This window comes from Pseudomonas sp. 3MAES_34.3B (genome assembly GCF_058145875.1).
In genome coordinates, this window is sequence record NZ_CM176960.1 from 3,010,353 (window position 1) to 3,030,414 (window position 20,062).

Genomic DNA, 20,062 nt, shown 5'->3' on the forward strand with positions numbered 1-20,062 from the left:
TTTTAGAACTGCAACAGGTTCATCGCGTCGAGGATGGCAGAACCGCCCAGGCCGGTGAGCGAGAGCATCACCGCGCGCAGTAGCGGCTCTTCGGAATACGGCGCGAACGCCCCGGTGCGCAGGTCCTTGATGCGTTGGCGCAGAAGGTTGAGCTGTCCCACGGCTTCCTCACGGGTTCTTTTCCCCAGCAGTGTGCTGTCGGCAGTGAGGCCGCGGGCCTCGACAGGTATACCTTCAAGCAGACACTGGTCCAACCGCCCTAATGCCACGTTGCGCGCGTGCTCGGCCGCGCGCCGCAAGGTGAGTGCGGAGCCGAGCAGGATCAACGCATTGAGCACCAGGATCAGCGTACTGCTAAGCGGGGCCGACCAGTTATCGAAAACACTGCTGCGAGAGGCCATCAGTACCAGCATGACCAGCGTGGGCGCATATATCAGCCGGTTGACCGCCGAGGTCCGTTTGGCGATCAGGGTCAGGTCGAGGTAATCATCCAGGCACGAATGCTTCGACTCTATCATCGTACCTGCCCAGCGATTGCGTAACGCCTTGGGCCAAATGAGGTAATTGCTGCTCAGTTGGCGGATGAACCGGCTAAGCAGCAGATTGGCATCCATTACCCAGAACACCAAAATCTGGAAAGTGATCGTAGACGCCCCCCAACTCCAGAGCCACACTCCGGAGGAGTCACCGCGTATGGGAATGTCTTCCACAGGGACGATCACGTACAGCGCGCTGGTTAGAACGAGAAATACCCAAGTCAACAATAGCGCACGGATCATGCGGGCTGGCATGCTTCCGGCCAACCTGTGCTCGATCCATAATCGCAGCAGCGACCGTGTTACCTGTCCCTCCGCTGCCGCGCTTTTAAGGTGCATACGAGGTATACGCTTGCTTGCAAGCCTGGTCATCTGGCTACGGGCCAAGGGGAAAAAGGTTCGGTACAAAAACCGACCAATAGCGGCCCAACCGCTTTGCGGCACTGTGCCCGAGAGGCGGGGAGCGCGGTAACGATGCCAGAGTTGGCTGAACGTGAGGGATAAACGCTCAAGATCCACTTCCAAGTCGTACAGCCGCTCGATTTCCCGGCGGTTCTGACTCAGCTTGCGCCATGCCCAGGCTAACGACGCCAGTGAAATCGCGGCGGCCAATAACCTCAAGACTACCGTGGGCCAGGCACTGATTCCTTCGAAAAGGAACATCGGTTCACCCAAGCCCTCCCCGGTGAGCCAGGCCCGGTTCTGGTACCCCCACAACAGTGCCAGGGCGAATAACAAGGCCGGAATCACGACGTACCAGCCGGCACCTCCATCGCCCAAGTGTTTGCGCCCTCCATTACCCAACGTCGCTTTCACCTGCTGCCGGTTGCGCCCTTGGCACCAACCGCCTACCAAGGCAGTAATTCCGGCAAGCCAAAGAAGCTCTACTTGCCAATAACGCGTAGCGAGCCAAGCGAAAAACATTGCAGCTGAATAGAGCACCAGGGGTGCTCGCTGAGCCCAGCCCGCCCGTTACTCGCGGGGGTTACTGCGGTCGTGTCCGCTGCGCCACCAGGCGAGTACCCCACCCACTGCCACTAGCAACAGGCTCAAAGGGCCTGCCAGAAAAAACGATTGAGCCTGGCCGAGCCAATCCCGAATGCGCGGCGACACTTCCACATAAGCCGCTGGTGAGGGATCCTGGAGGCATTGCAGGGCCATGATGTCCTGCGCCCGCACTCTGCCGCCCTTGTCAGCCAGGCTTCCCACCGAGCAACTGGCCGGACGCTGCCGATCCAATGTGCTTGTCAGAGGGATGAAGCCACTGGCCCCTATTTCATAGATCCCGGGTGAGAGGAGCGAGGATTTTGAGTAATCGAACTTCCCGCGTTTGGCTTCGAACCCCTGGGGCGCCAGTGCGGCCATTACCGCAATGTATACCGCGCTTTGCAGACTTTCTCGAAACGGCGGCACATCCTGCTGCAACGCCCGGGTGAGCGTGAGGCCGTAGGGCGCGGCAAGTACCAGGTTGCGGGTAATCTTCGCCTGGCCCTGCTGAAGCATCCGCGCATCCAGGTCGGTCGAGAAATAAACCTTGGTTGGCATTCGGCTTTTAAGCGCTTGCAGCGCCAGCAGCTTGTCGTAGGTGTCCTGGCCGAAAATGCCAATGGCACCGATCCCTTCTCCACCCGCGTCCCGCTGGGCCTTGTCGAGCCGGGCGATGTGGTCCGCCAGACGGCGCATGTAATCGAGCTGGCCATTGCCGTCAGCGGTTTCCTGAGCCATTGTCGCCGGCGCAGATTTATCCGCCGAGTTCGTCTTGGGCGCGGCGGCTACCTTTTCTGGAAGCCGTCCATCCAAGCCGCGAAAGTAGCCGAAACGGAGCACCCACTGGTCAATTTCCTGCCTCGCCAACGTGCTCAGTACAATTGGAGGATTTGGCGAAGGGTCGTTTTCGGGAAGCAGGCCGGCGCGCCTGGCGAGCTGGTTCTTGAAGCTTTCGATCAATGCTCGGCTATAGAAGCTATCCCATTCGGTAACGATGGCCACACGATTTGATTTTTCCCAGCGCCCGGCCGGGCATTTCAGGTTGGGCGCCATGGCAGATGTTCCCCCACATTGCAGGGCGAGCGCTGGGTCTACGTGACGGAGCTTCAGTTCCTCGAGAAGCAAAGATGCCATGGTGCCGTCGTCGCTCACTGTACGCAGAAGCTTCATCACGGCAGGATGATCGAGCTTGGCCCGGGCGCTGGGCTCGTCCGCGCCTTCCATCAGTCGCGTCCGTTCCGCCGTGGCCAGCGGTGAGTAGATTTCCAGCTGCTGGGGTACGGTCTGCCCGTCGGTGCTGCGTAGTGCCGCCTCCTCGTGATACATCTTGCGCAGCAAGGCCGAACTCGAAGGGCCGATCACCTTCAGGGGCCCATCTGCTTCATTGAGGGTTAGCGCCAAATGACCGTGCCAAGCCAGAAACATCTTAAAGTTAGTTCTGTGCGCAAGTGTTCCAGGCTCGCCAGCGGTTTATCCCCAAGCGCATCTTCTTTTAACCAGAACACCACTGTGCGCGCTGCCGGGTCCGGTATCTCATCAATCGTGAGCGGAGGGTCGAAGGGATCCGGGCCAAAGGCTTCATAGGGGATCTCGGCCGACGTCCCGGCAACATTATGGCGAAGGCACCGAATATGCCCTTCATCCAATGGCACCCGGCGGCTGGTTTTGAATCCGGCCAGGATGGCATAGCGAATACGTCGCCGCATCTCCACCTCGTCCGCGTAGGCGGAGCCGCGCACCAAAGCCACCATGACATTGGGCGGCCTGGCGGTTGCCGGGGGAGCCGCCGCCATCTCACCGGCGATATCGGATGGAAGGACCAGCGTCGGGATGCAGGGCTCGCCGCTAATCGTCCCCGAGGGCTGGCTTTTCGTGTCCTTGATCAGCCCCCGATAACGAATCAGCGCATCAAACGGGTCCTGCCACAACCGCGCATCGATCGGGGGCTGCGTTACTACCGGCGGGCTCGCCGGTCGTGCATCCACAAACGGTTGCCGTTGCAGCACGAACGTTGAAATCGCCAGGCTTACCAATACCGCCCCGCCAGGCAGCCAGAACGAAAGGCCCCCGCTACTTTCCTTGTTGCTCTCCATTGGCTACTCCCGTACACACCGCCTTCCAGGCGACATGCAGCGGTCCCATCCACGGGTTGGTGAGGTACCAGCTCGTACTGCATCGATGTGACCTTGCCCATCGACGGCATACACATAAACACGTTGAACGCTGGCCTCGGCGGCCACTTGATCTGCCTAGGGACAGCGGACTACCGGTAGGGCACTGGGGCGGGCCGGGGGGTTTGGCACGTCAGAGCATAGGCGATGGGCAACAACCGGGCAGGCAAATTTGCTGAACTTTGCCGGCGCCTGCGCTTTCCCAAAACAAGACGCCCGGCAACGGGCCACCCCCTGAACACACCTGAAGGAGCCCTCCCATGAGCGACCGTCTCACTGGCAAACGCATACTGGTCATTACCTCCAACACAGGCATCGAGCGCGACGAACTGCTGGCGCCGCTGAAGGCGCTGGGCAACGAAGGCGCCACCGTGACACATGCCTCGGTCGAAGGCGGTACCACCCAGACCTTCGTTCAAGACACCGAGAAAGACCGCACGGTGGAGTCGACTGCCAAACTGGCTGGGCTCGACGCCGCCGATTTTGACGCGCTGGTGATTCCTGGCGGCACCGTGAACGCCGATACCCTGCGCCAGGATGCCGATGCGCAGCGCCTGGTGAAGGCGTTCGCCAGCGCCGGCAAAACCGTGGCAGCTATTTGCCATGGGCCTTGGGTATTGATAGACGCAGGCGTGATTGAAGGCAAAACCCTGACCTCATACGCCAGCGTTCGCACAGACCTGCTCAATGCCAAGGCTGCCGGGTGGGAAGACGTCGAAGTGTTCAAATGCGGCGCCAACGGCTGGACCTTGATCACCTCGCGTACCCCTAAGGATCTGGACGCGTTCAACACAACGCTCATCGAGGCACTGCAAGAGGCCTGAGTACGCTACAGCTTCCCGATGCCCGCTGCTATGCGGGCATTTTTCTTGCCGCCTGGAACGTAAGCGAACAACTAGCGAAGCGGCAACTTATAACGCTTGGCGATGAAATAACAACAATCAGTTACTTAGGGCGCTAAACTAAAGCAAGCCAACATAACCATAATAAGTATTTCAAATAAATAAATAATCAGATTACGGACCGCTTATCGGGAGCGGATAAACAGGTGGAACAAAACCCACCGCTTACTTGGTCAGAGATAATGTCCCGCTTGTGGGGCATCCAAACTTGAGACTAGGAGTGCATCATGGCCAAGACCGGAAATAGCAATCCAGGCAACTTTGCAAACGATCGGGAGAAAGCATCCGAAGCGGGCAGAAAGGGCGGACAGTCCTCCAGCGGCAGCGTTTCCAGTGACCGCCAGAAAACATCCGACGCGGGCCGCAAAGGTGGCCAGAGCAGTGGCGGCAATCGTAAAAGCTGATTCATGACAGTCGGGAAGGGCGACGAGCGTTGCCCTTCCTCCCCGGCCCTGTCCTTTCAGTATCCTTCCTGTTTTCAGCTCCCGCCGCTTCGCTTCATTTGACCCTCCCTACCTTCACTGATATAACGCCGCCGCGGATTCGACCTGGGCTGCGCCGCCGCTCGCCGCCACCTGTAGGTACAGACCTGACCACCTGTCCTTTTGTGGCGCAAACCCCCGTTCCAAAGCCTGTCCCGAGCCGGGAAGCCTGAACTTTCCCGCTTCGCTGGTTTCAGTTCATCTCAAGACGCTCCGGCAGCTGGCCTTGTGAACGCCAGGTGCACGGCTCAACCGCGTCGAATCGAAAAAAACTGACCCACAGCCCGACAATAAACAGGACCGCGGCCATGACGGATAACACCGTTGCAGTAACACCGGAACACACCACCCCAGGCACAGCCAACGTCCAGCGGTTAAGCTTGTTCGTTTTCGCCCTGTTCTTCATTTTCGGCGGTATCACCAGCCTGAATGACATCCTGATTCCCAAACTCAAAAGCCTGTTCAGCCTCAGCTATGCCGAGGCGATGCTGGTGCAGTCTTCGTTCTTCCTGGCCTATGCACTGGCCTCTATTCCGGCTGGGTTGTTGATCGCCCGGATCGGCTACATGCGCGCCGCCTCGATTGGCCTGATTACCATGGCCGTGGGCTGCGTGATGTTCATCCCGGCGGCCCTCGTGGGCCTGTTCGGCGCCTTCCTCGTTGCGCTGTTCGTGCTCGCCATCGGCGTAACGGTGGTGCAGGTGGTGGCGAACCCACTGATCTGCCTGCTTGGTGACAAGCAAACCGCCCACAGCCGGGTAACCTTCGCGCAGGCGTTCAACTCTTTGGGCACAACCATTGCCCCGTACCTGGGCGCCATGCTGATCCTGGGCTCGCTCAGCCAGGTAGACCCCGCCACGCTGTCAGGCTCCGCCCTGGCAGCCTACCTGGCGGAGGAAGCCAAGGTCATCAGCAACACCTACGCCGGCATCGCCCTGGCGCTGGTGGCCGTGGCCATGCTGGTGTGGCAGCAACGCAAGCAATTGCCGGTCTCGGGCGCCAGCGAGGGCGCAAACCCGCTGTCGGCGCTAAGCCTGCTGAAGCAGCCCCGTTTCGCCTTCGGCGCCGCCTGCCTGTTCTGCTACGTGGGCGCGGAAGTGGCCATTGGCAGCCTGCTCACCAACTTCCTGATGCAGGACAGCACCTTCGGCTTCGACGCAGAGCTGGCAGGCAAGCATGTGGCTTATTACTGGGGTGGCGCCATGGTGGGCCGTTTCATCGGCGCTGCCCTGCTGCGCAGTTTTGCACCCGGGAAAGTACTGGCCTGCGCGGCCTTGATGGTGATCGCCCTGATCGCCAGCGCCGCGACTACCCACGGTGCCGTAGCCGGCTGGTCGATCCTGGCCATCGGCCTGTTCAACTCGGTGATGTTCCCCACCATTTTCGCACTGGCCTGTGAAGGCCTGGGCAAACGTGCCGCCGAAGGTTCGGGCCTGATCTGCTGCGCCATCGTGGGCGGTGCGATCGTGCCGCCGCTGACTGGCTTTGCCGCCGACCTGACCACGCTCGGCTTCTCGCTGGCCGTTCCGGCTGTGTGCTACGCGGTCATCGCCGCCTATGGCTGGTACGCCCGCCGCCCCGCTGTGGCGTAACACCGTGTGCCCTGCGCTGCGCCGCGAAATCCTCGCTGGCGCAGCGCCCCTCCTCGGGCTACACAACAGAGGCATAAGGTTATATCCAACGGTTCTTTGTCTTCCAAAGGTTTTGCCTCTCAACTAGCGCTCATTTTTTCGAGCCGGAGATGTGGGTGGAACACTATGAAGCGTTGGTGATCGGGCTGGGCGCCATGGGCGCGGCCACGATCTACCAGTTGGCCAAGCGCGGTATAAAAGCCGCTGGCATCGATCGCCATCACCCTCCTCACACGTTTGGTTCAAGCCATGGCGACACCCGCATCACGCGGTTGTCTGTGGGCGAAGGCGCGCAGTACGTGCCCATCGTTCGCAGGGCCCATGAAATCTGGCGCGAACTGGAAGCACTGACGGGCGAGGCACTGTTCGGGCAATCCGGAGTACTGGTACTCACCTCCAGCCCCGACTTCGACCCCAGCGACAAAACAGACTTCACCCTACGCACCCTCGGCCTTGCCAAAGCCTACGGGATCGAGCACCAGGTACTCGATGCCGCGCAGATTCGCCAGCGCTTTCCCCAGTTCGCGCACGTGCGGGACGATGCCATCGGCTACTTCGAACCCGAGGGCGGCTTTCTGCGGCCCGAACGTTGTATTGAAGTGCAACTGAGGTTGGCCGAGCAGCACGGCGCCACGCTGTACAAGGGCGAGACCGTCACCGGCATCCGCTCCGATGACCAGGGCGTGACCGTCACCACTGACCAACGCACACTGCGGGCTGACAAAGTGGTGATGGCGGCGGGCAACTGGGCCGGCGCGCTGGCAGGCGATCCAGTCGACTCGCTGCTGACCGTGTACCGCCAGCAACTGTTCTGGTTCGAAACCGAGCCTCAGGCGGCGCTGGTCGGTGCTTCGCCTACCTTCATTCTTACCCATGGCCGTGGCGACGATCACATCAACTATGGCTTCCCTGCCCTGCCTGGCGAAGGCAGCTTGAAAGTCGCCACCGCCCAGTACCACACGCCCTCCACGCCGGACACCCTGGACCGCACGGTGACAGCGGCGGACGGACAGGCCATGTTCGAGCGGCATGTGCGTGGGCGTATTACAGGTGTCACCGGCCGGGTGGTCAAATCGGCCGTGTGTGCCTACACAGTGACGCCCGACCGGCATTTCATCATCGACGCGCACCCTTCGTTGCAGCACACCCTGGTGGTGTCCGCATGTTCCGGCCATGGCTTCAAGCATTCGGCGGCACTGGGCGAGGCATTCGCACAATGGTGTACCCAAGGCTCGACCGAGCTGGACCTTTCTTCCTTTTCCCTCAAACGCTTTGGAGTTGAACGATCATGAAACGCCTCGCGCTTTCGCTGGCCTTGCTGGCCGCCATGGGCACCGCCAGTGCTGAAACCCTGAAGATCGCGGTGGTGCCGATCCCCCATGCCGAGATCCTTGAATTCCTCAAGCCCGAGTTGGCGAAACAAGGCGTGACGCTCGATGTGAAGGTGTTCAGCGACTACATCCAGCCTGATCGCCAGGTGGACGAAGGGCGCCTGGATGCCAATTACTTCCAGAGCAAGCCCTACTACGACGCCTACAAGAAAGATCGCCCCGACAGCGATCAGGTTCCGGTGGTAGCGGTGCACATCGAGCCCTTCGGTGCGTACTCGAAAAAGATCAAGTCCATCGCCGAACTGCAGGACGGCGCCACGGTTGCCATCCCCAATGACCCGACCAACTCCGGGCGCGCGCTGTTGCTGATCGCCAAACAGGGCCTGATCACGCTCAAAGACCCGAGCAACATCATGGCCACGGCCGGGGACATCACCAGCAACCCCAAGCACCTGAAATTCAAGGAGCTGGAGGCGGCCATGCTACCTCGGGTGCTGAACCAGGTGGACATGGCCTTGATCAATGCCAACTACGCGCTGGAGGCCAAGCTCGAACCCCATAAAGATGCGCTGTTCATCGAAAGCTCCGAGTCGCCCTACGCCAATTACCTGTATGTGCGTCGCGACAAAGCAAACGATCCCGCCGTGCAAAAGCTTGGGGCGCTGCTGAACTCCCCGCAGGTCAAGCAGTTCATCCTCGACCGCTACCACGGGGATGTAGTCCCGGCGTTCTGAGGGCATTGATCGCTGACTGCACCACCCCTTCAGAGAGGGCGGAAAACGGGCCTGTCGCCGGCCCGTTCCGCCCTTTTTCATGCCCGCTGGATGACCGTTTCGAGCGATTTACAGCTGAAAAACGCTGTCATAGGATGTCGTACAAATTTCATTTCTGAATGTTACAGAAATGGGAAACCGGTAGTACGGTAAATAAAAAGAACAAAGGAGCCACTACATATGACAGTACACGTCCCTCCACGCGTTCAGCCCGGCGCAAGGCCTATCGTTCAAGAACAATCACGCATCAGTAAATACCGATGGGTGATTTGCGCGCTGTTGTTCATTGCGATCGGCATCAACTATATCGACCGACAAATGATCGGCATCCTCAAGCCCACCCTCGCGGCGGAACTTAAGTGGTCCGAAACCGATTACGCCAATATCGTGTTCTGGTTCCAGTGCGCGTATGCAATCGGATTTATTACATTCGGCCGTTTGATAGACAAAGTAGGCGTGCGGGTCGGGTATGCGCTCGCCTTTACCGTATGGACCTTTGCAAGTATCGGCCACGGGCTGATCACCACCGTCACCCAATTCGCCATCGCACGCTTTACGCTGGGCTTCGGTGAATCCGGCAGCTTCCCGGCAAGCCTGAAAGCCGTGTCGGAATGGTTCCCGCAAAAGGAACGTGCCCAGGCCACCGGTATCTTCAACGCCGGTACCGCCATGGGCCCGATCATCACCCCTCTGCTGGTACCGGCCATCACCCTGGCGTGGGGCTGGCGCACCGCGTTCATTTCCATCGGCATCGTGAGCTCCCTGTGGCTGGTGGCGTGGCTGCTGATGTACCGTCGCCCTCACGAACACAGCAAAGTGAGCCGTGAGGAACTGGCATACATCCAGTCCGACAGCACCCCTGTTTCGGCCAAGCCAGCGGCACCGGTGAAAATCTCCTGGTTCAAGCTGCTGACCTTCCGCGAAACCTGGGCCTACGCGGGCGGCAAATTCCTCACTGACCCGATCTGGTGGCTGTACCTCTTCTGGCTGCCGGACTTCCTCGGTAAAACCTACGGGCTGAACCTCAAAAGCTTCGGGCCGCCATTGATCGCGATCTACGTACTGGCAGACCTGGGCTCGATACTCGGTGGCTGGGGCTCGTCACGGCAGATGAAAAGCGGCCGCACCGCGAACGCTTCCCGCAAGACCACCATGCTGCTCTGCGCCCTGGCGGTTACCCCGATCGTCACCGCGCAGTTCGTCTCCAGCTTGTGGCTGGTAGTGGGCATCATCGGCATCGCCGCTGCCGCGCACCAGGCCTGGTCGGCGAACCTGATGACCCTTCCCTCGGACATGTTCCCCAAGGAAGCCGTCGCCTCGGTGATCGGTATCGGTGGCATGGCCGGGGCCATGGGTGGCATGCTCATGACTACCTACAACGGGTACATTCTTGAAGTGTTCAAGTCCTACCAGCCGATCTTCATCGTGGCGGGCAGTGCCTACCTGATCGCGATCGTGGTCATCCACCTGCTCACGCCACGGCTCAAGCCGGTTACGCTGGACCGTATCGCCGTCACCTGACCTGTTGATTTTTCATCGAACCACCCTTGCTGCGTCGCTGGTCGGCGCAGCTTTTTTTTGGCCGGACAAAAGCCTTGCTGCTACGCAAGAACGAAACCCGCCTGTAGCAGCGTGCCTTGGCAGCGACCGGCCCGGGAGGGCCGCAGGTTTGGCGGGGCCCTATCGCGGGCAAGCCTTGGCCGCGACCTTCCTCGCAGCGCAGCGGTCAAAGGTGTGCCCCGGGCTGTGCCTGCGTGGTCTAACTCGCACTTTTGACCTGGCTGGAGCCCGCCCGATGTCTGCGTTGCACCGCTTTATCGCCTTCCTTGACCAGGCGCGCCGCGCCGTTGTGCTGGTCTGGAGCACCTCGCGAGCCCTGTTCATCGGGCTGGTGATCGCTACCGTGTTCGCCGGCATATTGCCCGCCCTGGCCGCGTGGATCGGCCAGCAGATCGTTGACGCCGTGCTGCATGCCATGGACCTTCACACACGCCAAGGTCACGCGCCGCTATGGCCGGTGCTGCGTTTTGTGCTGGCCGAGGCCGGGGTACTGGCGGCACTCGCCGCCGCGCAGCGAGGGCTGTCGGTGCAACAGTCATTGCTGAGGGTGCAGCTGGGACAGAAGGTCAACCTGCTGATCCTGGAAAAAGCCCAAACGCTGGCGCTGCTGCAATTCGAGGACTCGGAGTTCTACGACAAGCTGGTGCGCGTGCGCCGCGACGCGTCCACCCGCCCACTGGGGCTGGTAACCAAATCCCTGGGGCTGATCCAGAACCTTGTGTCGCTCACCAGCTTCGCCGTACTGCTGGTGCAGTTCTCGCCATGGGCACTGGCGATTCTGGTGGTGGCCGCCCTTCCCGTGTTTTTCTCGGAAACCCACTTCTCCGGCGATGCCTTCCGCCTGTTCACCCGTCGCGCGCCCGAAGCGCGGCAGCAGAATTACATCGAGGCGCTACTGTCGCAGGAGGCGCATATCAAGGAAGTGCGCCTGTTCGGCATCGCCCCGCTGCTACTGCAACGCTACCGCGACACCTTCGCGCGCCTGTACGCCGAGGACCGCCGCCTGACCCTACGCCGCGATGGCTGGGGGTTCGGGCTTGGGCTGCTGGGCACCCTGGGCTTTTACCTGGCGTATGCCTGGGTGGTGCTCGATACCATCGACGGGCTTATCACCCTCGGGCAGATGACCATGTACCTGGTGCTGTTCAAGCAAGGCCAGGCGGCCATCAGTTCCAGCCTGAGCGCCATCGGCGGCTTATATGAGGACGGGCTGTACCTCACCAACCTGTACGACTACCTGGGCCAGCCCGTGCCCGCCAATACCGGCGCGCTCACCCAAGGCGCCCTGCCCGGCGATGGGTTGAGGTTCGAAGGGGTCGGCTTCACCTACCCCGGCGCCACCCAGCCCGCGCTCAGCGACATTGACCTGCACCTGGCGCCAGGCCAGAGCGTAGCGCTGGTAGGCGAGAACGGTTCGGGCAAAACCACCCTGATCAAATTGCTTACCCGGCTTTACGCGCCGAGCACCGGGCGGATTCTGCTGGACGGCAGCGACCTTCAGGCCTGGGACCGCGACGTGCTGCATGGCCGCATCGGAGTGATTTTCCAGGACTACCTGCGCTACCAGATGAAGGTGGGCGAAAACCTGGGCGTTGGCGATGTGGCCGCATTCACCGACGAGCAGCGTTGGCACGAAGCAGCGGACGCGGGCATGGCCGCGCCCTTCATCGAGCGCCTGTCGCAGGGGTACCAGACACAGCTGGGCAAGTGGTTTATAGGCGGCCAGGAACTGTCCGGTGGGCAGTGGCAGAAAATCGCCCTGTCGCGGGCGTACATGCGCCGCAACGCGGACATTCTGATTCTGGATGAGCCGACCGCGGCATTGGATGCGGCGGCCGAGGCGGCTGTATTCGACCGCTTTCGGGCGTATGCCCAAGGGCGCATGAGCGTGTTGATTTCCCACCGGTTCTCCAGCGTTCGAAACGCCGGGCATATCCTGGTGCTGGACCAGGGGCGCATCCTGGAGCAGGGGGACCACGCCAGCCTAGTCGCGCAAGGTGGCCGCTACGCCCGGCTGTTCGACCTCCAGGCCCAGGGCTACCGATAGGTCGGTCAGGCGTTGCCCGTTACCAGCCCCATCGCACGGGCCAGGAACGGCGCGGTTCGGCTCTCACGGCTGCGGGCCACATCGGCAGGCACTCCACAGGCCACCAGTTTACCGCCCGCTTCGCCAGCGCCCGGCCCGATGTCCATCACCCAGTCGCTGTCGGCCACCACCCGCATGTCATGCTCTACCACGATCACCGTGTGGCCGGCGTCCACCAACCGATGCAGTTGCACCAGTAAACGGTCCACGTCCTGAGGATGCAAACCCGTGGTGGGCTCGTCCAACACATACAGCGAGGCGCCACGGGCACTGCGCTGCAGCTCGGTAGCCAGCTTGATGCGCTGGGCCTCACCGCCCGACAACTCCGTGGCGGGCTGGCCAAGGCGCAGGTACCCCAGGCCGATATCACGCAGCACTTCCAATGAGCGTCGCACCGCAGGTTCACCGGCGAAAGTGTCCAACGCGTCTTCCACAGTGAGTTTGAGCACCTGAGCGATATTCAGCCCCTGCCATTCGATGGCCAGCGTTTGCGGGTTGTAGCGGTCGCCATGGCACACCGGGCACGGGGCGTAGACGCTGGGCATGAACAGCAGCTCGACGCTGACGAAGCCCTCACCTTCACAGGTATCGCATCGGCCCTTGGCAACGTTGAAGGAAAACTGCCCCGCGTCAAAGCTTTGAGCTTGCGCTGCCGGGGTAGCGGCAAACAGCTTGCGCACGGCGTCGAACAGGCCGGTGTAGGTGGCCAGGTTCGAGCGGGGCGTGCGCCCGATGGGTTTCTGGTCCACCGGCACCAGGCGCCGTAGCTGCTCCACGCCTTCCACCACCCTGCCCTCGCTGGGCCGGGCCGGTTCGGCCTCGAGCGCCTGCTCCTCATCCGTAACCACGGCCGCGGGCTGCCCCAGCTGCTCGCTCACCAGCTCCAGCAACGCCTGGCTGACCAGGCTGGATTTGCCTGAGCCGGACACACCGGTAACCGCCACCAGGCAGCTCAACGGAAAGGCGGCATCCAGCTGGCTGAGATTGTTGCGGGTAATACCTTCAAGGCGCAGCCAACCCTGCGGCGGGCGTGGCGGCCGGCGCCGGGGCTGCTGGTCGGCGAACAGATACGCCGCCGTGCGCGACGCCGCCACGCCTGCCAACCCGGCAGGAGGCCCGCTATACAACACTTCCCCGCCCCGTTCCCCGGCGTCCGGGCCTACGTCCACCAGCCAGTCGGCGCGGCGCAGGGTATCCAGGTCGTGTTCCACCACAAACACCGAGTTACCCGCCTGTTTCAGGCGCTCCAACGCATCCAGCAGTGCCTGGCTGTCGGCCGGGTGTAAGCCGGCGGAAGGCTCGTCCAGTACGTAGATCACACCGAACAGCTGGGAATTGAGCTGCGTTGCCAGCCGCAGCCGTTGCAGCTCCCCCGGCGATAACGTGGGCGTGCTGCGTTCCAGGTCCAGGTAGCCCAGCCCGAGTTCCAGCAATGTACCCAGGCGTTCCAGCAATTCATGGGCAATGCGCTGGGCCGCCAAGCGTTTTTCGATCGAGAGGTTGGGCGTGTGTCGTACTTCCTTGCCACTGGCATGGGCACTGCCACCGCTGGCCACGCGCCGGTCGCGCGCCTCCCGGACCTGGGCGTGGCTGAGCACGTCGCCGCCAGCCTCGCCCTCGCTCAGGTAGGCCGCGCTCGCCACAGGGGCCAACAGCGTGGCCAATGCCTGCAAGGGCAGCCGTGACAGCTCGGCGATATCCAGGCCGGCGAACCGCACACTCAGCGCCTCGGGCTTGAGCCGCTTGCCGTCGCAGACCGGGCAGGGGCTGGCCCGCATGAACTGCCCTACCCGCTTACGCATCATGGCGCTCTGGCTGTGGCTGAACGTGTGCAGCACATAACGGCGCGCCCCGGTGAAGGTACCCTGATAGCTGGGCTCCAGCTTGCGCTTGAGCGCCTCCCGGGTTTGTGCCGGGGTAAGGCCGGCGTACACCGGCACAGTGGGCGTTTCTTCGGTGAACAGAATCCAGTCCCGCTGCGCCTGGGGAAGGTCTCGCCAGGGAACGTCAACGTCATAGCCCAGGGTTACCAGGATGTCGCGCAGGTTCTGGCCTTGCCAGGCCGTGGGCCACGCGGCCACGGCCCGCTCGCGGATCGTCAGCGAAGGGTCGGGCACCAGCGAGGCTTCGCTCACGTCGAACACCCTGCCCACCCCGTGGCAGTGCGCACAGGCGCCCTGGGGGGTATTGGTGGAAAAATCCTCGGCGTACAGCATGGGCTGCCCCGCCGGGTAGCTGCCAGCGCGCGAGTACAGCATGCGGATCAGGCTGGACAGTGTGGTTACGCTGCCCACCGACGACCGCGCGCTGGGCGACCCCCGCTGCTGCTGCAACGCAACCGCCGGGGGCAGCCCGTCGATGCTGTCGACGTCAGGCACGCCCGCCTGATCGATCAGGCGCCGCGCATACGGGGCCACCGATTCGAAATAACGCCGTTGCGCCTCGGCATAAATGGTGGCGAATGCCAAAGACGACTTGCCCGATCCCGAGACGCCACTGAACACTACCAGTGCATTTCGTGGCACATCCACGTCGACATTCTTGAGGTTGTGCTCGCGGGCGCCGCGCACCTGCACGAAGCCACTCCCCGGCACATGGCGGGGCTGATCAGCCGTTGAAGTCATCACGGATCCTTGCAAATGCGAACGTGTGTTCGATCCACGCAAGGCCGTGTTCGTTCACCGCCTGGGCGGGGGGCCTGGAAGGATGAGCCCGGGACAACCCGCTGAATCAGCGGATACGAGCGAAGGGGAAAAACAAGGCGAGGGGGGTGGGCTACGCCGGCAGCGCCTGGTGCCGCCCAAGGGCACCAAATTCGTCTGCCAGCCCGGTGACCTGTTCGCGTCAGGGCTTGATGGGCGCCTCGGTCGCAGTCGTGACAAGGTGCGATTTGGCGGCCCTGCGTTCTTCGCTCACCATGAACTGGGGCGTGGCCGCGCAGCGGTATTTGACGCCCTTGTTCATAGGCATCGTCGCTACGGTTTCAAGGCATTCGGCCCGTGAGGAATACGCGGTAGGCCGACGTTCTTCCAGGCACCCTTCAGACGCGGTGCACATACTCATTACAACTACGAACACACTCATCATTTGCCAACACTCCCTTGCGAGGCCAGACGGACATCTTTGGAAAGGTGGCCAGATGATGCACAGCGCTTCGGGGGAAAACAATGGGGGCGAACATACCGGTCGTCGGGAATGTGGCGATTTGCCAACCCGTTCCGGTTTGCGTTTATAAGTTGTTGGTTTGGCTGAACTTTTCCAAAGTGCCACCAACTGATAAAGGTTCTCTTTTCGGCGTTGAAAGCGGATTCCCGCCGCCAAAGCTCCGCCAGTGGCACTTTGCCTAGGTCGGTTGTTTTGGCGCCGAAACAAAGCGGGGGTTTGGTAGATGTTCCGGATACAAAGCCAAGCGGCCGCCGGGCGTAACGGCGGCCGCTTTTTCAGGCCGTCGTCAGGTGCTGTGCCAAGGCTTTTGCCTGTGCCGCAACATCATTTACCGCTGTACTTTCCCACCACATGCCACGCAGCGGCGGGCCCATGGCATACAGCACCGTTGACGCGATTCCTGACGCATTGCGCACCGCTCCTTGTGCGTCAGCATCGATCCCCAGCGCCAGTGGGCCGGGCCGTATCAGGCCGCGGGCCAGCAGTTGCCGCGGCAACGGCTTGTCCACGCGCCGCCAGTCGTATTCGATACCGCTGGAATTGATCAACGCCGCCGCGTGCACAACGCTTGCGGCCGCCTCCCCACGCCGGCGCAGGTTCAGCGCTACCCCTTCGGCCACAGGCGTTACGCTCTGCAGCGAAGCCGCGGCGATCTCAAGCCGCCCCGTTCGTTGCCACTCGGCGAGAAGGGCCGCGCCCAGCGGTGGCGAGCGATGGTGGTGGGTTTCCCACCAGGGGCGCAGGTGGCGCACGAACTGCCTGCGCTGGAAGTCGCTGGCCTGGCTCCACAGGCGGGCCACATGCTGGCGGACAGTATCGAGTGGCGCTTGCCAATCCACGCCCTCAGACATGGCCAGGCGGCATTGCTCACGCAGCGCTACCGATAGCTGCCGGGGTGTGCGCACCGCGGGTTGTTCGCTGAGGAAGTCTGGCCAGGCGGGCGGTTGCCGACGCGGCTGCGGTAACAGCCCATGGCGCGAGAACACCCGCACTGGCCCTCGATGGCCGGCCTGGTGCAAGGACATCAGTGCGTCGATCATGGTCAACCCCGCCCCCACGATTGCGACGGTGCCGTCGGTGGGTATCTGCCGCAGGGCAGCCACGTCCCACGGGTCCAGCCCGGTTATGGCCGTAGCGCCATCTTGAGTGCGCCGGGTGCGGGCTGCGGCGAAGACACCCGTGGCCAACACCGCCAACGGCGCCTCCCAACACTCGCCGCCCTCCCCCATGACCCGCACCAAGCCGGGTTCGACGACCAGGTCCGTCGCTTCGCCACGCACATGGGTCACGCGAGAGTAAGGCGCAGCGGCTTGCGCTTCGGCCAGCCGCTGCCGCGCATACCGGCCAAACAACCCGCGTGGCGGAAACAGTTCGGCAACTGGCACGCGCTGCCCTGCCGATTCCGGCCAGCCGCCGGCCGCAATATGGTCAGCCAGCCAATGAGTCAAGTCGTCGGGAGCGTCAGGGTCCACGCTCATCCGTGCGGCATTGGCATTGAGCGTATGGCCCAACGCCACCGCACTGTAGGCTTCGCCGCGACCAAGCTCGGCACGCGGTTCGAATATCACGATATGCCGCGCGCCTGGCCGGCGCAGCAGCTGCATCGCCAACAGCGCGCCGCTCAGGCCACCGCCAACAATCACTACATCGGCACGCTTGCCGCGCTCCACTGCATCCCCAGCCTCGATCATTGCACCGCATCCTTCGCTGTCGATGGTTGATCCGGCATGGTACCCCGGGCAGTGTCGGAATGTTTCGCCGCTTCGCTTGTCCATTCTTCGACCCAGCCCTGGCCGGCAGAGCAACAATAATAGTCATCGGCCCTGCCGCGCCCGGCCCCCTCTCCGTTTGCCCAGAGGTTCGACCATGCGCTGCCTCGCTTCCTTTATGTGCCTTGCTGTGTTGCTGTGTAATGCCATCCCGGCCCATGCCGAGACCGTGAGCGCCCGCGCCGAAGACAAGGCGCAGGTACTGGAAGAAAAAGCCGCCAGCGACACGCCTCCGCCGCCCCAGGCAACGTTGAGCAAAACGGAAGTGCAAGCCGTGGACCCTGCCGGGCAGGAGTCGGTGGACGATGCCATTACCTGCCTGGCGCGCACGGTGTATTGGGAAGCCAAAGGCGGCAGCGAAACCAACATGGAGGCCGTGGCCAGCGTGGTGATGAACCGGCTGGGCCGCGAGGGCTATGCCAACACCGTGTGCGGCGTGGTCAAGCAGGGGTCGGAACAGAAGAACTGCCAGTTCTCCTGGTGGTGCGATGGCCGCGCCGATCAGGTGCAGGAAGAGGACCGCTACCAGTTGGCGAAAGCCATCGCCGGCAAGGCGCTGAACCAGCAACTGCGAGACACCACCGGCGGCGCGCTGTATTTCCATGACCGGCGGATAACCACCGACTGGACCAAGCGCTACCGGCGCACAGCCGAAACGGACAAGTTCGTGTTCTATGCCCCACGCAGCTGAGCCGAGCGCACGAAGTAATGGCTAGGGGGCCCCGAACAGCATGGTCCAGTAGATACCGTTCTGGCTGTTGGGGTCCGCGTTGTATCCGGCGCCGACTTGCGTGAACAAGGGGTTCATCAGGTTGGCGCAGTGCCCCGGGCTGGCAAGCCATCCGGCCATGGCGGCTGAAGGCGAGCCCTGCCCGGCGGCGATGTTTTCCCCCACCTGACGCCCGCGATAACCCGCGTCGCGCGCGCGGTCATAGGGCGTATCGCCGTCTGGATCGGTGTGGCTGAAATAATTACCCCGAGCCATGGCCTGGCTGTGCGCTAGCGCAGCGGAGCCCAGTGCCGGGCTCCAGGTCAATGGCCGGGTTGCACCGAAGCGTTGCTGGCCACACAGCCGCGGCCGCGCTCTTGCTGCGTTCACTTGCGCCAGTAGCGCTTGGGCGGTCGCACGCGTGTCGCCCAAGCGAGCATCGAGCAGCGGCTGCGCCAGCAGCACCCGCCATTCATCCCCTGCGTGGCTGAGGCCGATATCGGTGTATTGGCGGTCAAGCAATGCCGCGCAGTAACTCCCCTGAAGCATCTGGAAGGCAGCGCCGGCATCCACCGGGCCGTCCAGGCGAATGGCGCGCACGGCGGCTGCCTGGTAGCCGGCCTGCTTCAAGCCTTCACGCAAACCGCCGCCGTAGCCAGGCGGCACCGCAAGGCCGGCCTTGAGCGCAAGCGGCGGTAGCGCTGAAACCGGCGCACCACCGCAGCGGCCCGGATGGGCGCGCAAGGCATTGATGGCCGAGAGCAGCTGTTGCTCGCCTGCCGCCTGCGCAGGCATGGCGACGATGGCGAGGCACAGCGATGAAAGCGGGAACAGGCACAACGAGGCGATACGATTGATCAAGCGCATGGGCACATCGAAACGAAGTGAAAACACCGACCTTGGCCGGAACAGACTTGGCCCCTGCCCTGTTGATGCAAGGCCCGGCGCAAAGTGGGCGGTTGGACCTGCCGCTTCGGTTGGAGTTCAGTTGTGTCAGGGGGAGGAGTACGGGATTTCTATTGGTTGCCTCGAGGTGCCCCATTGGGCTTCTCCATGGCTGGGGAAGCACCAGCGCTGTGCAAAAAATTCCCGCCAACCCCGGTTTTGACCCCGTATTCATGGCCATGCAGCATTGGTATGAAATCTGCTTTGCTTTAAAAGCGCACCGTGAAATATCGATTTCACAGCTATGAAACCATAGTCCTCCGTGCGCGCCCTGGCACGCGAGGCAACGATGCGAATACTGGTAGTCAACGTCAACACCACCGAATCAATGACCCGTGCCATCGGCAAGGCTGCACAAAGCGTTGCCCTGCCAGGAACCGAGATCATCGCCCTCACCCCCCGCTTCGGCACGCCCAGCGTCGAGGGCAACTATGAAAGCTATCTGGCAGCGGTCGCCGTCATGGATGCCGTGAAGCAATACACCGGCCCTTTCGACGCGATCATTCAAGCCGGCTATGGCGAACATGGCCGCGAAGGCTTGCAGGAGCTGTTCGAGGTGCCGGTGGTGGATATCACCGAGGCCGCTGCCAGCACCGCGATGTTCCTCGGGCATCGCTATTCGGTGGTCACTACCCTGGATCGAGCGGTTCCGCTGATCGAGGATCGTCTGCTGGTTGCAGGGCTGACCCGCAGGTGCGCATCGGTACGCTCGACCGGCTTGGGCGTGCTGGAACTGGCGTCGGAACCCGCGCGGGCCGTCGAAGCGATCATCGCGCAATCGCGGCTTGCTATCAGCGAAGACAAGGCGGAAGTCATCTGCCTGGGCTGTGGAGGCATGGCCGATCTGCTTAGCCGGGTGCGTCACGCCACGGGCGTCCCAGTCATAGATGGCGTTACCGCCGCAGTGAAAATTGCCGAATCGCTGGTGCAGCTGGGCCTGAAGACCTCGAAGGTGCGCACCTATGCACCTGCCCGCCCGAAGGTCATCAAGCCCTGGCCCGACTCCCTGTAATAA

General features: G+C 62.5%; 16 protein-coding genes. 9 read left to right on the plus strand and 7 right to left on the minus strand.

What is annotated here, in order from left to right; genetic code table 11:
- Positions 1-2: 2 nt before the first annotated feature.
- From AC3Z8Y_RS13320 to AC3Z8Y_RS13330, 3 genes are all read right to left on the minus strand, one after another.
- Entirely contained in the window at positions 3-791 is a 789-nt protein-coding gene (locus AC3Z8Y_RS13320) for a hypothetical protein (protein WP_490086188.1), read from the minus strand.
- 717 nt (positions 792-1,508) lie between these two features.
- Positions 1,509-2,948 carry a hypothetical protein gene (locus AC3Z8Y_RS13325; RefSeq protein WP_490086189.1) on the minus strand — a complete coding sequence of 480 codons (1,440 nt, stop codon included), beginning with the start codon at positions 2,946-2,948 and terminating at the stop codon, positions 1,509-1,511.
- Positions 2,915-3,616 (minus strand): hypothetical protein, encoded by a 702-nt coding sequence (locus AC3Z8Y_RS13330; RefSeq protein WP_490086190.1) that lies wholly within the window; start codon positions 3,614-3,616, stop codon positions 2,915-2,917. Before AC3Z8Y_RS13330 ends, AC3Z8Y_RS13325 begins: the two co-directional genes overlap by 34 nt.
- Before the next feature lie 338 nt (positions 3,617-3,954).
- On the opposite strand from AC3Z8Y_RS13330, the gene AC3Z8Y_RS13335 reads away from it, so the two are divergent.
- The 7 genes from AC3Z8Y_RS13335 (at position 3,955) to AC3Z8Y_RS13365 (ending at position 12,420) form a co-directional block, all read left to right on the plus strand.
- On the plus strand, positions 3,955-4,518 hold the full coding sequence (locus AC3Z8Y_RS13335) for a type 1 glutamine amidotransferase domain-containing protein (RefSeq protein ID WP_490086191.1): 564 nt from the start codon (positions 3,955-3,957) through the stop codon (positions 4,516-4,518).
- Positions 4,519-4,823: 305 nt separating this feature from the next.
- Positions 4,824-5,000 (plus strand): con-10 family general stress protein, encoded by a 177-nt coding sequence (locus AC3Z8Y_RS13340; protein WP_490086192.1) that lies wholly within the window; start codon positions 4,824-4,826, stop codon positions 4,998-5,000.
- 386 nt (positions 5,001-5,386) lie between these two features.
- Positions 5,387-6,670: a sugar MFS transporter gene (locus tag AC3Z8Y_RS13345; protein WP_490086193.1), complete on the plus strand. Its 1,284-nt coding sequence runs from the start codon at positions 5,387-5,389 to the stop codon at positions 6,668-6,670.
- Between the two features lie 149 nt (positions 6,671-6,819).
- Positions 6,820-8,001 carry an N-methyl-L-tryptophan oxidase gene (gene solA, locus AC3Z8Y_RS13350; RefSeq protein WP_490086194.1) on the plus strand — a complete coding sequence of 394 codons (1,182 nt, stop codon included), beginning with the start codon at positions 6,820-6,822 and terminating at the stop codon, positions 7,999-8,001.
- Entirely contained in the window at positions 7,998-8,774 is a 777-nt protein-coding gene (locus AC3Z8Y_RS13355) for a MetQ/NlpA family ABC transporter substrate-binding protein (RefSeq protein ID WP_181117932.1), read from the plus strand. The genes solA and AC3Z8Y_RS13355 overlap by 4 nt, the downstream gene beginning before the upstream one ends.
- A 219-nt stretch (positions 8,775-8,993) precedes the next feature.
- Positions 8,994-10,334, plus strand: a complete 1,341-nt coding sequence (locus tag AC3Z8Y_RS13360; RefSeq protein WP_490086195.1) for an MFS transporter — start codon at positions 8,994-8,996, stop codon at positions 10,332-10,334.
- Positions 10,335-10,608: 274 nt separating this feature from the next.
- Positions 10,609-12,420 (plus strand): ABC transporter ATP-binding protein, encoded by a 1,812-nt coding sequence (locus AC3Z8Y_RS13365; protein WP_490086196.1) that lies wholly within the window; start codon positions 10,609-10,611, stop codon positions 12,418-12,420.
- A gap of 5 nt (positions 12,421-12,425) precedes the next feature.
- On the opposite strand, the gene AC3Z8Y_RS13370 is transcribed toward AC3Z8Y_RS13365, so the two are convergent.
- From AC3Z8Y_RS13370 to AC3Z8Y_RS13380, 3 genes are all read right to left on the minus strand, one after another.
- Positions 12,426-15,083, minus strand: a complete 2,658-nt coding sequence (locus tag AC3Z8Y_RS13370; RefSeq protein WP_490086197.1) for an excinuclease ABC subunit UvrA — start codon at positions 15,081-15,083, stop codon at positions 12,426-12,428.
- A 220-nt stretch (positions 15,084-15,303) separates the two neighbouring features.
- Complete coding sequence (locus AC3Z8Y_RS13375; RefSeq protein ID WP_181117935.1) at positions 15,304-15,546, minus strand: hypothetical protein; 243 nt, start codon at positions 15,544-15,546, stop codon at positions 15,304-15,306.
- Positions 15,547-15,899: 353 nt separating this feature from the next.
- The gene (locus AC3Z8Y_RS13380) at positions 15,900-17,315 is read right to left on the minus strand and encodes an FAD/NAD(P)-binding protein (RefSeq protein ID WP_490086198.1); all 1,416 of its coding nucleotides are present in this window, start codon (positions 17,313-17,315) and stop codon (positions 15,900-15,902) included.
- A 175-nt stretch (positions 17,316-17,490) separates the two neighbouring features.
- Here AC3Z8Y_RS13380 and AC3Z8Y_RS13385 point away from each other — a divergent pair, with 175 nt between their 5' ends.
- Positions 17,491-18,084 (plus strand): cell wall hydrolase, encoded by a 594-nt coding sequence (locus AC3Z8Y_RS13385; protein WP_490086199.1) that lies wholly within the window; start codon positions 17,491-17,493, stop codon positions 18,082-18,084.
- Positions 18,085-18,105: 21 nt separating this feature from the next.
- On the opposite strand, the gene AC3Z8Y_RS13390 is transcribed toward AC3Z8Y_RS13385, so the two are convergent.
- Positions 18,106-18,969: a CAP domain-containing protein gene (locus AC3Z8Y_RS13390; protein ID WP_490086200.1), complete on the minus strand. Its 864-nt coding sequence runs from the start codon at positions 18,967-18,969 to the stop codon at positions 18,106-18,108.
- A 367-nt stretch (positions 18,970-19,336) separates the two neighbouring features.
- Between AC3Z8Y_RS13390 and AC3Z8Y_RS13395 the strand changes: the two genes are divergently transcribed.
- Positions 19,337-20,059 carry an aspartate/glutamate racemase family protein gene (locus tag AC3Z8Y_RS13395; RefSeq protein ID WP_490086201.1) on the plus strand — a complete coding sequence of 241 codons (723 nt, stop codon included), beginning with the start codon at positions 19,337-19,339 and terminating at the stop codon, positions 20,057-20,059.
- Positions 20,060-20,062 lie beyond the last annotated feature (3 nt).

What these genes read in the sequence shown, in the direction of transcription:
- AC3Z8Y_RS13355 (WP_181117932.1), top strand. Translation starts at nt 7,998, where the DNA reads ATGAAACGCCTCGCGCTTTCGCTGGCCTTGCTGGCCGCCATGGGCACC.
- solA (WP_490086194.1), top strand. Translation starts at nt 6,820, where the DNA reads ATGTGGGTGGAACACTATGAAGCGTTGGTGATCGGGCTGGGCGCCATG.
- AC3Z8Y_RS13330 (WP_490086190.1), bottom strand. Translation starts at nt 3,616, where the DNA reads ATGGAGAGCAACAAGGAAAGTAGCGGGGGCCTTTCGTTCTGGCTGCCT.
- AC3Z8Y_RS13380 (WP_490086198.1), bottom strand. Translation starts at nt 17,315, where the DNA reads ATGATCGAGGCTGGGGATGCAGTGGAGCGCGGCAAGCGTGCCGATGTA.
- AC3Z8Y_RS13345 (WP_490086193.1), top strand. Translation starts at nt 5,387, where the DNA reads ATGACGGATAACACCGTTGCAGTAACACCGGAACACACCACCCCAGGC.
- AC3Z8Y_RS13390 (WP_490086200.1), bottom strand. Translation starts at nt 18,969, where the DNA reads ATGCGCTTGATCAATCGTATCGCCTCGTTGTGCCTGTTCCCGCTTTCA.
- AC3Z8Y_RS13395 (WP_490086201.1), top strand. Translation starts at nt 19,337, where the DNA reads ATGCGAATACTGGTAGTCAACGTCAACACCACCGAATCAATGACCCGT.
- AC3Z8Y_RS13360 (WP_490086195.1), top strand. Translation starts at nt 8,994, where the DNA reads ATGACAGTACACGTCCCTCCACGCGTTCAGCCCGGCGCAAGGCCTATC.
- AC3Z8Y_RS13340 (WP_490086192.1), top strand. Translation starts at nt 4,824, where the DNA reads ATGGCCAAGACCGGAAATAGCAATCCAGGCAACTTTGCAAACGATCGG.
- AC3Z8Y_RS13375 (WP_181117935.1), bottom strand. Translation starts at nt 15,546, where the DNA reads ATGATGAGTGTGTTCGTAGTTGTAATGAGTATGTGCACCGCGTCTGAA.
- AC3Z8Y_RS13370 (WP_490086197.1), bottom strand. Translation starts at nt 15,083, where the DNA reads ATGACTTCAACGGCTGATCAGCCCCGCCATGTGCCGGGGAGTGGCTTC.
- AC3Z8Y_RS13325 (WP_490086189.1), bottom strand. Translation starts at nt 2,948, where the DNA reads ATGTTTCTGGCTTGGCACGGTCATTTGGCGCTAACCCTCAATGAAGCA.
- AC3Z8Y_RS13320 (WP_490086188.1), bottom strand. Translation starts at nt 791, where the DNA reads ATGCCAGCCCGCATGATCCGTGCGCTATTGTTGACTTGGGTATTTCTC.
- AC3Z8Y_RS13335 (WP_490086191.1), top strand. Translation starts at nt 3,955, where the DNA reads ATGAGCGACCGTCTCACTGGCAAACGCATACTGGTCATTACCTCCAAC.
- AC3Z8Y_RS13385 (WP_490086199.1), top strand. Translation starts at nt 17,491, where the DNA reads ATGCGCTGCCTCGCTTCCTTTATGTGCCTTGCTGTGTTGCTGTGTAAT.
- AC3Z8Y_RS13365 (WP_490086196.1), top strand. Translation starts at nt 10,609, where the DNA reads ATGTCTGCGTTGCACCGCTTTATCGCCTTCCTTGACCAGGCGCGCCGC.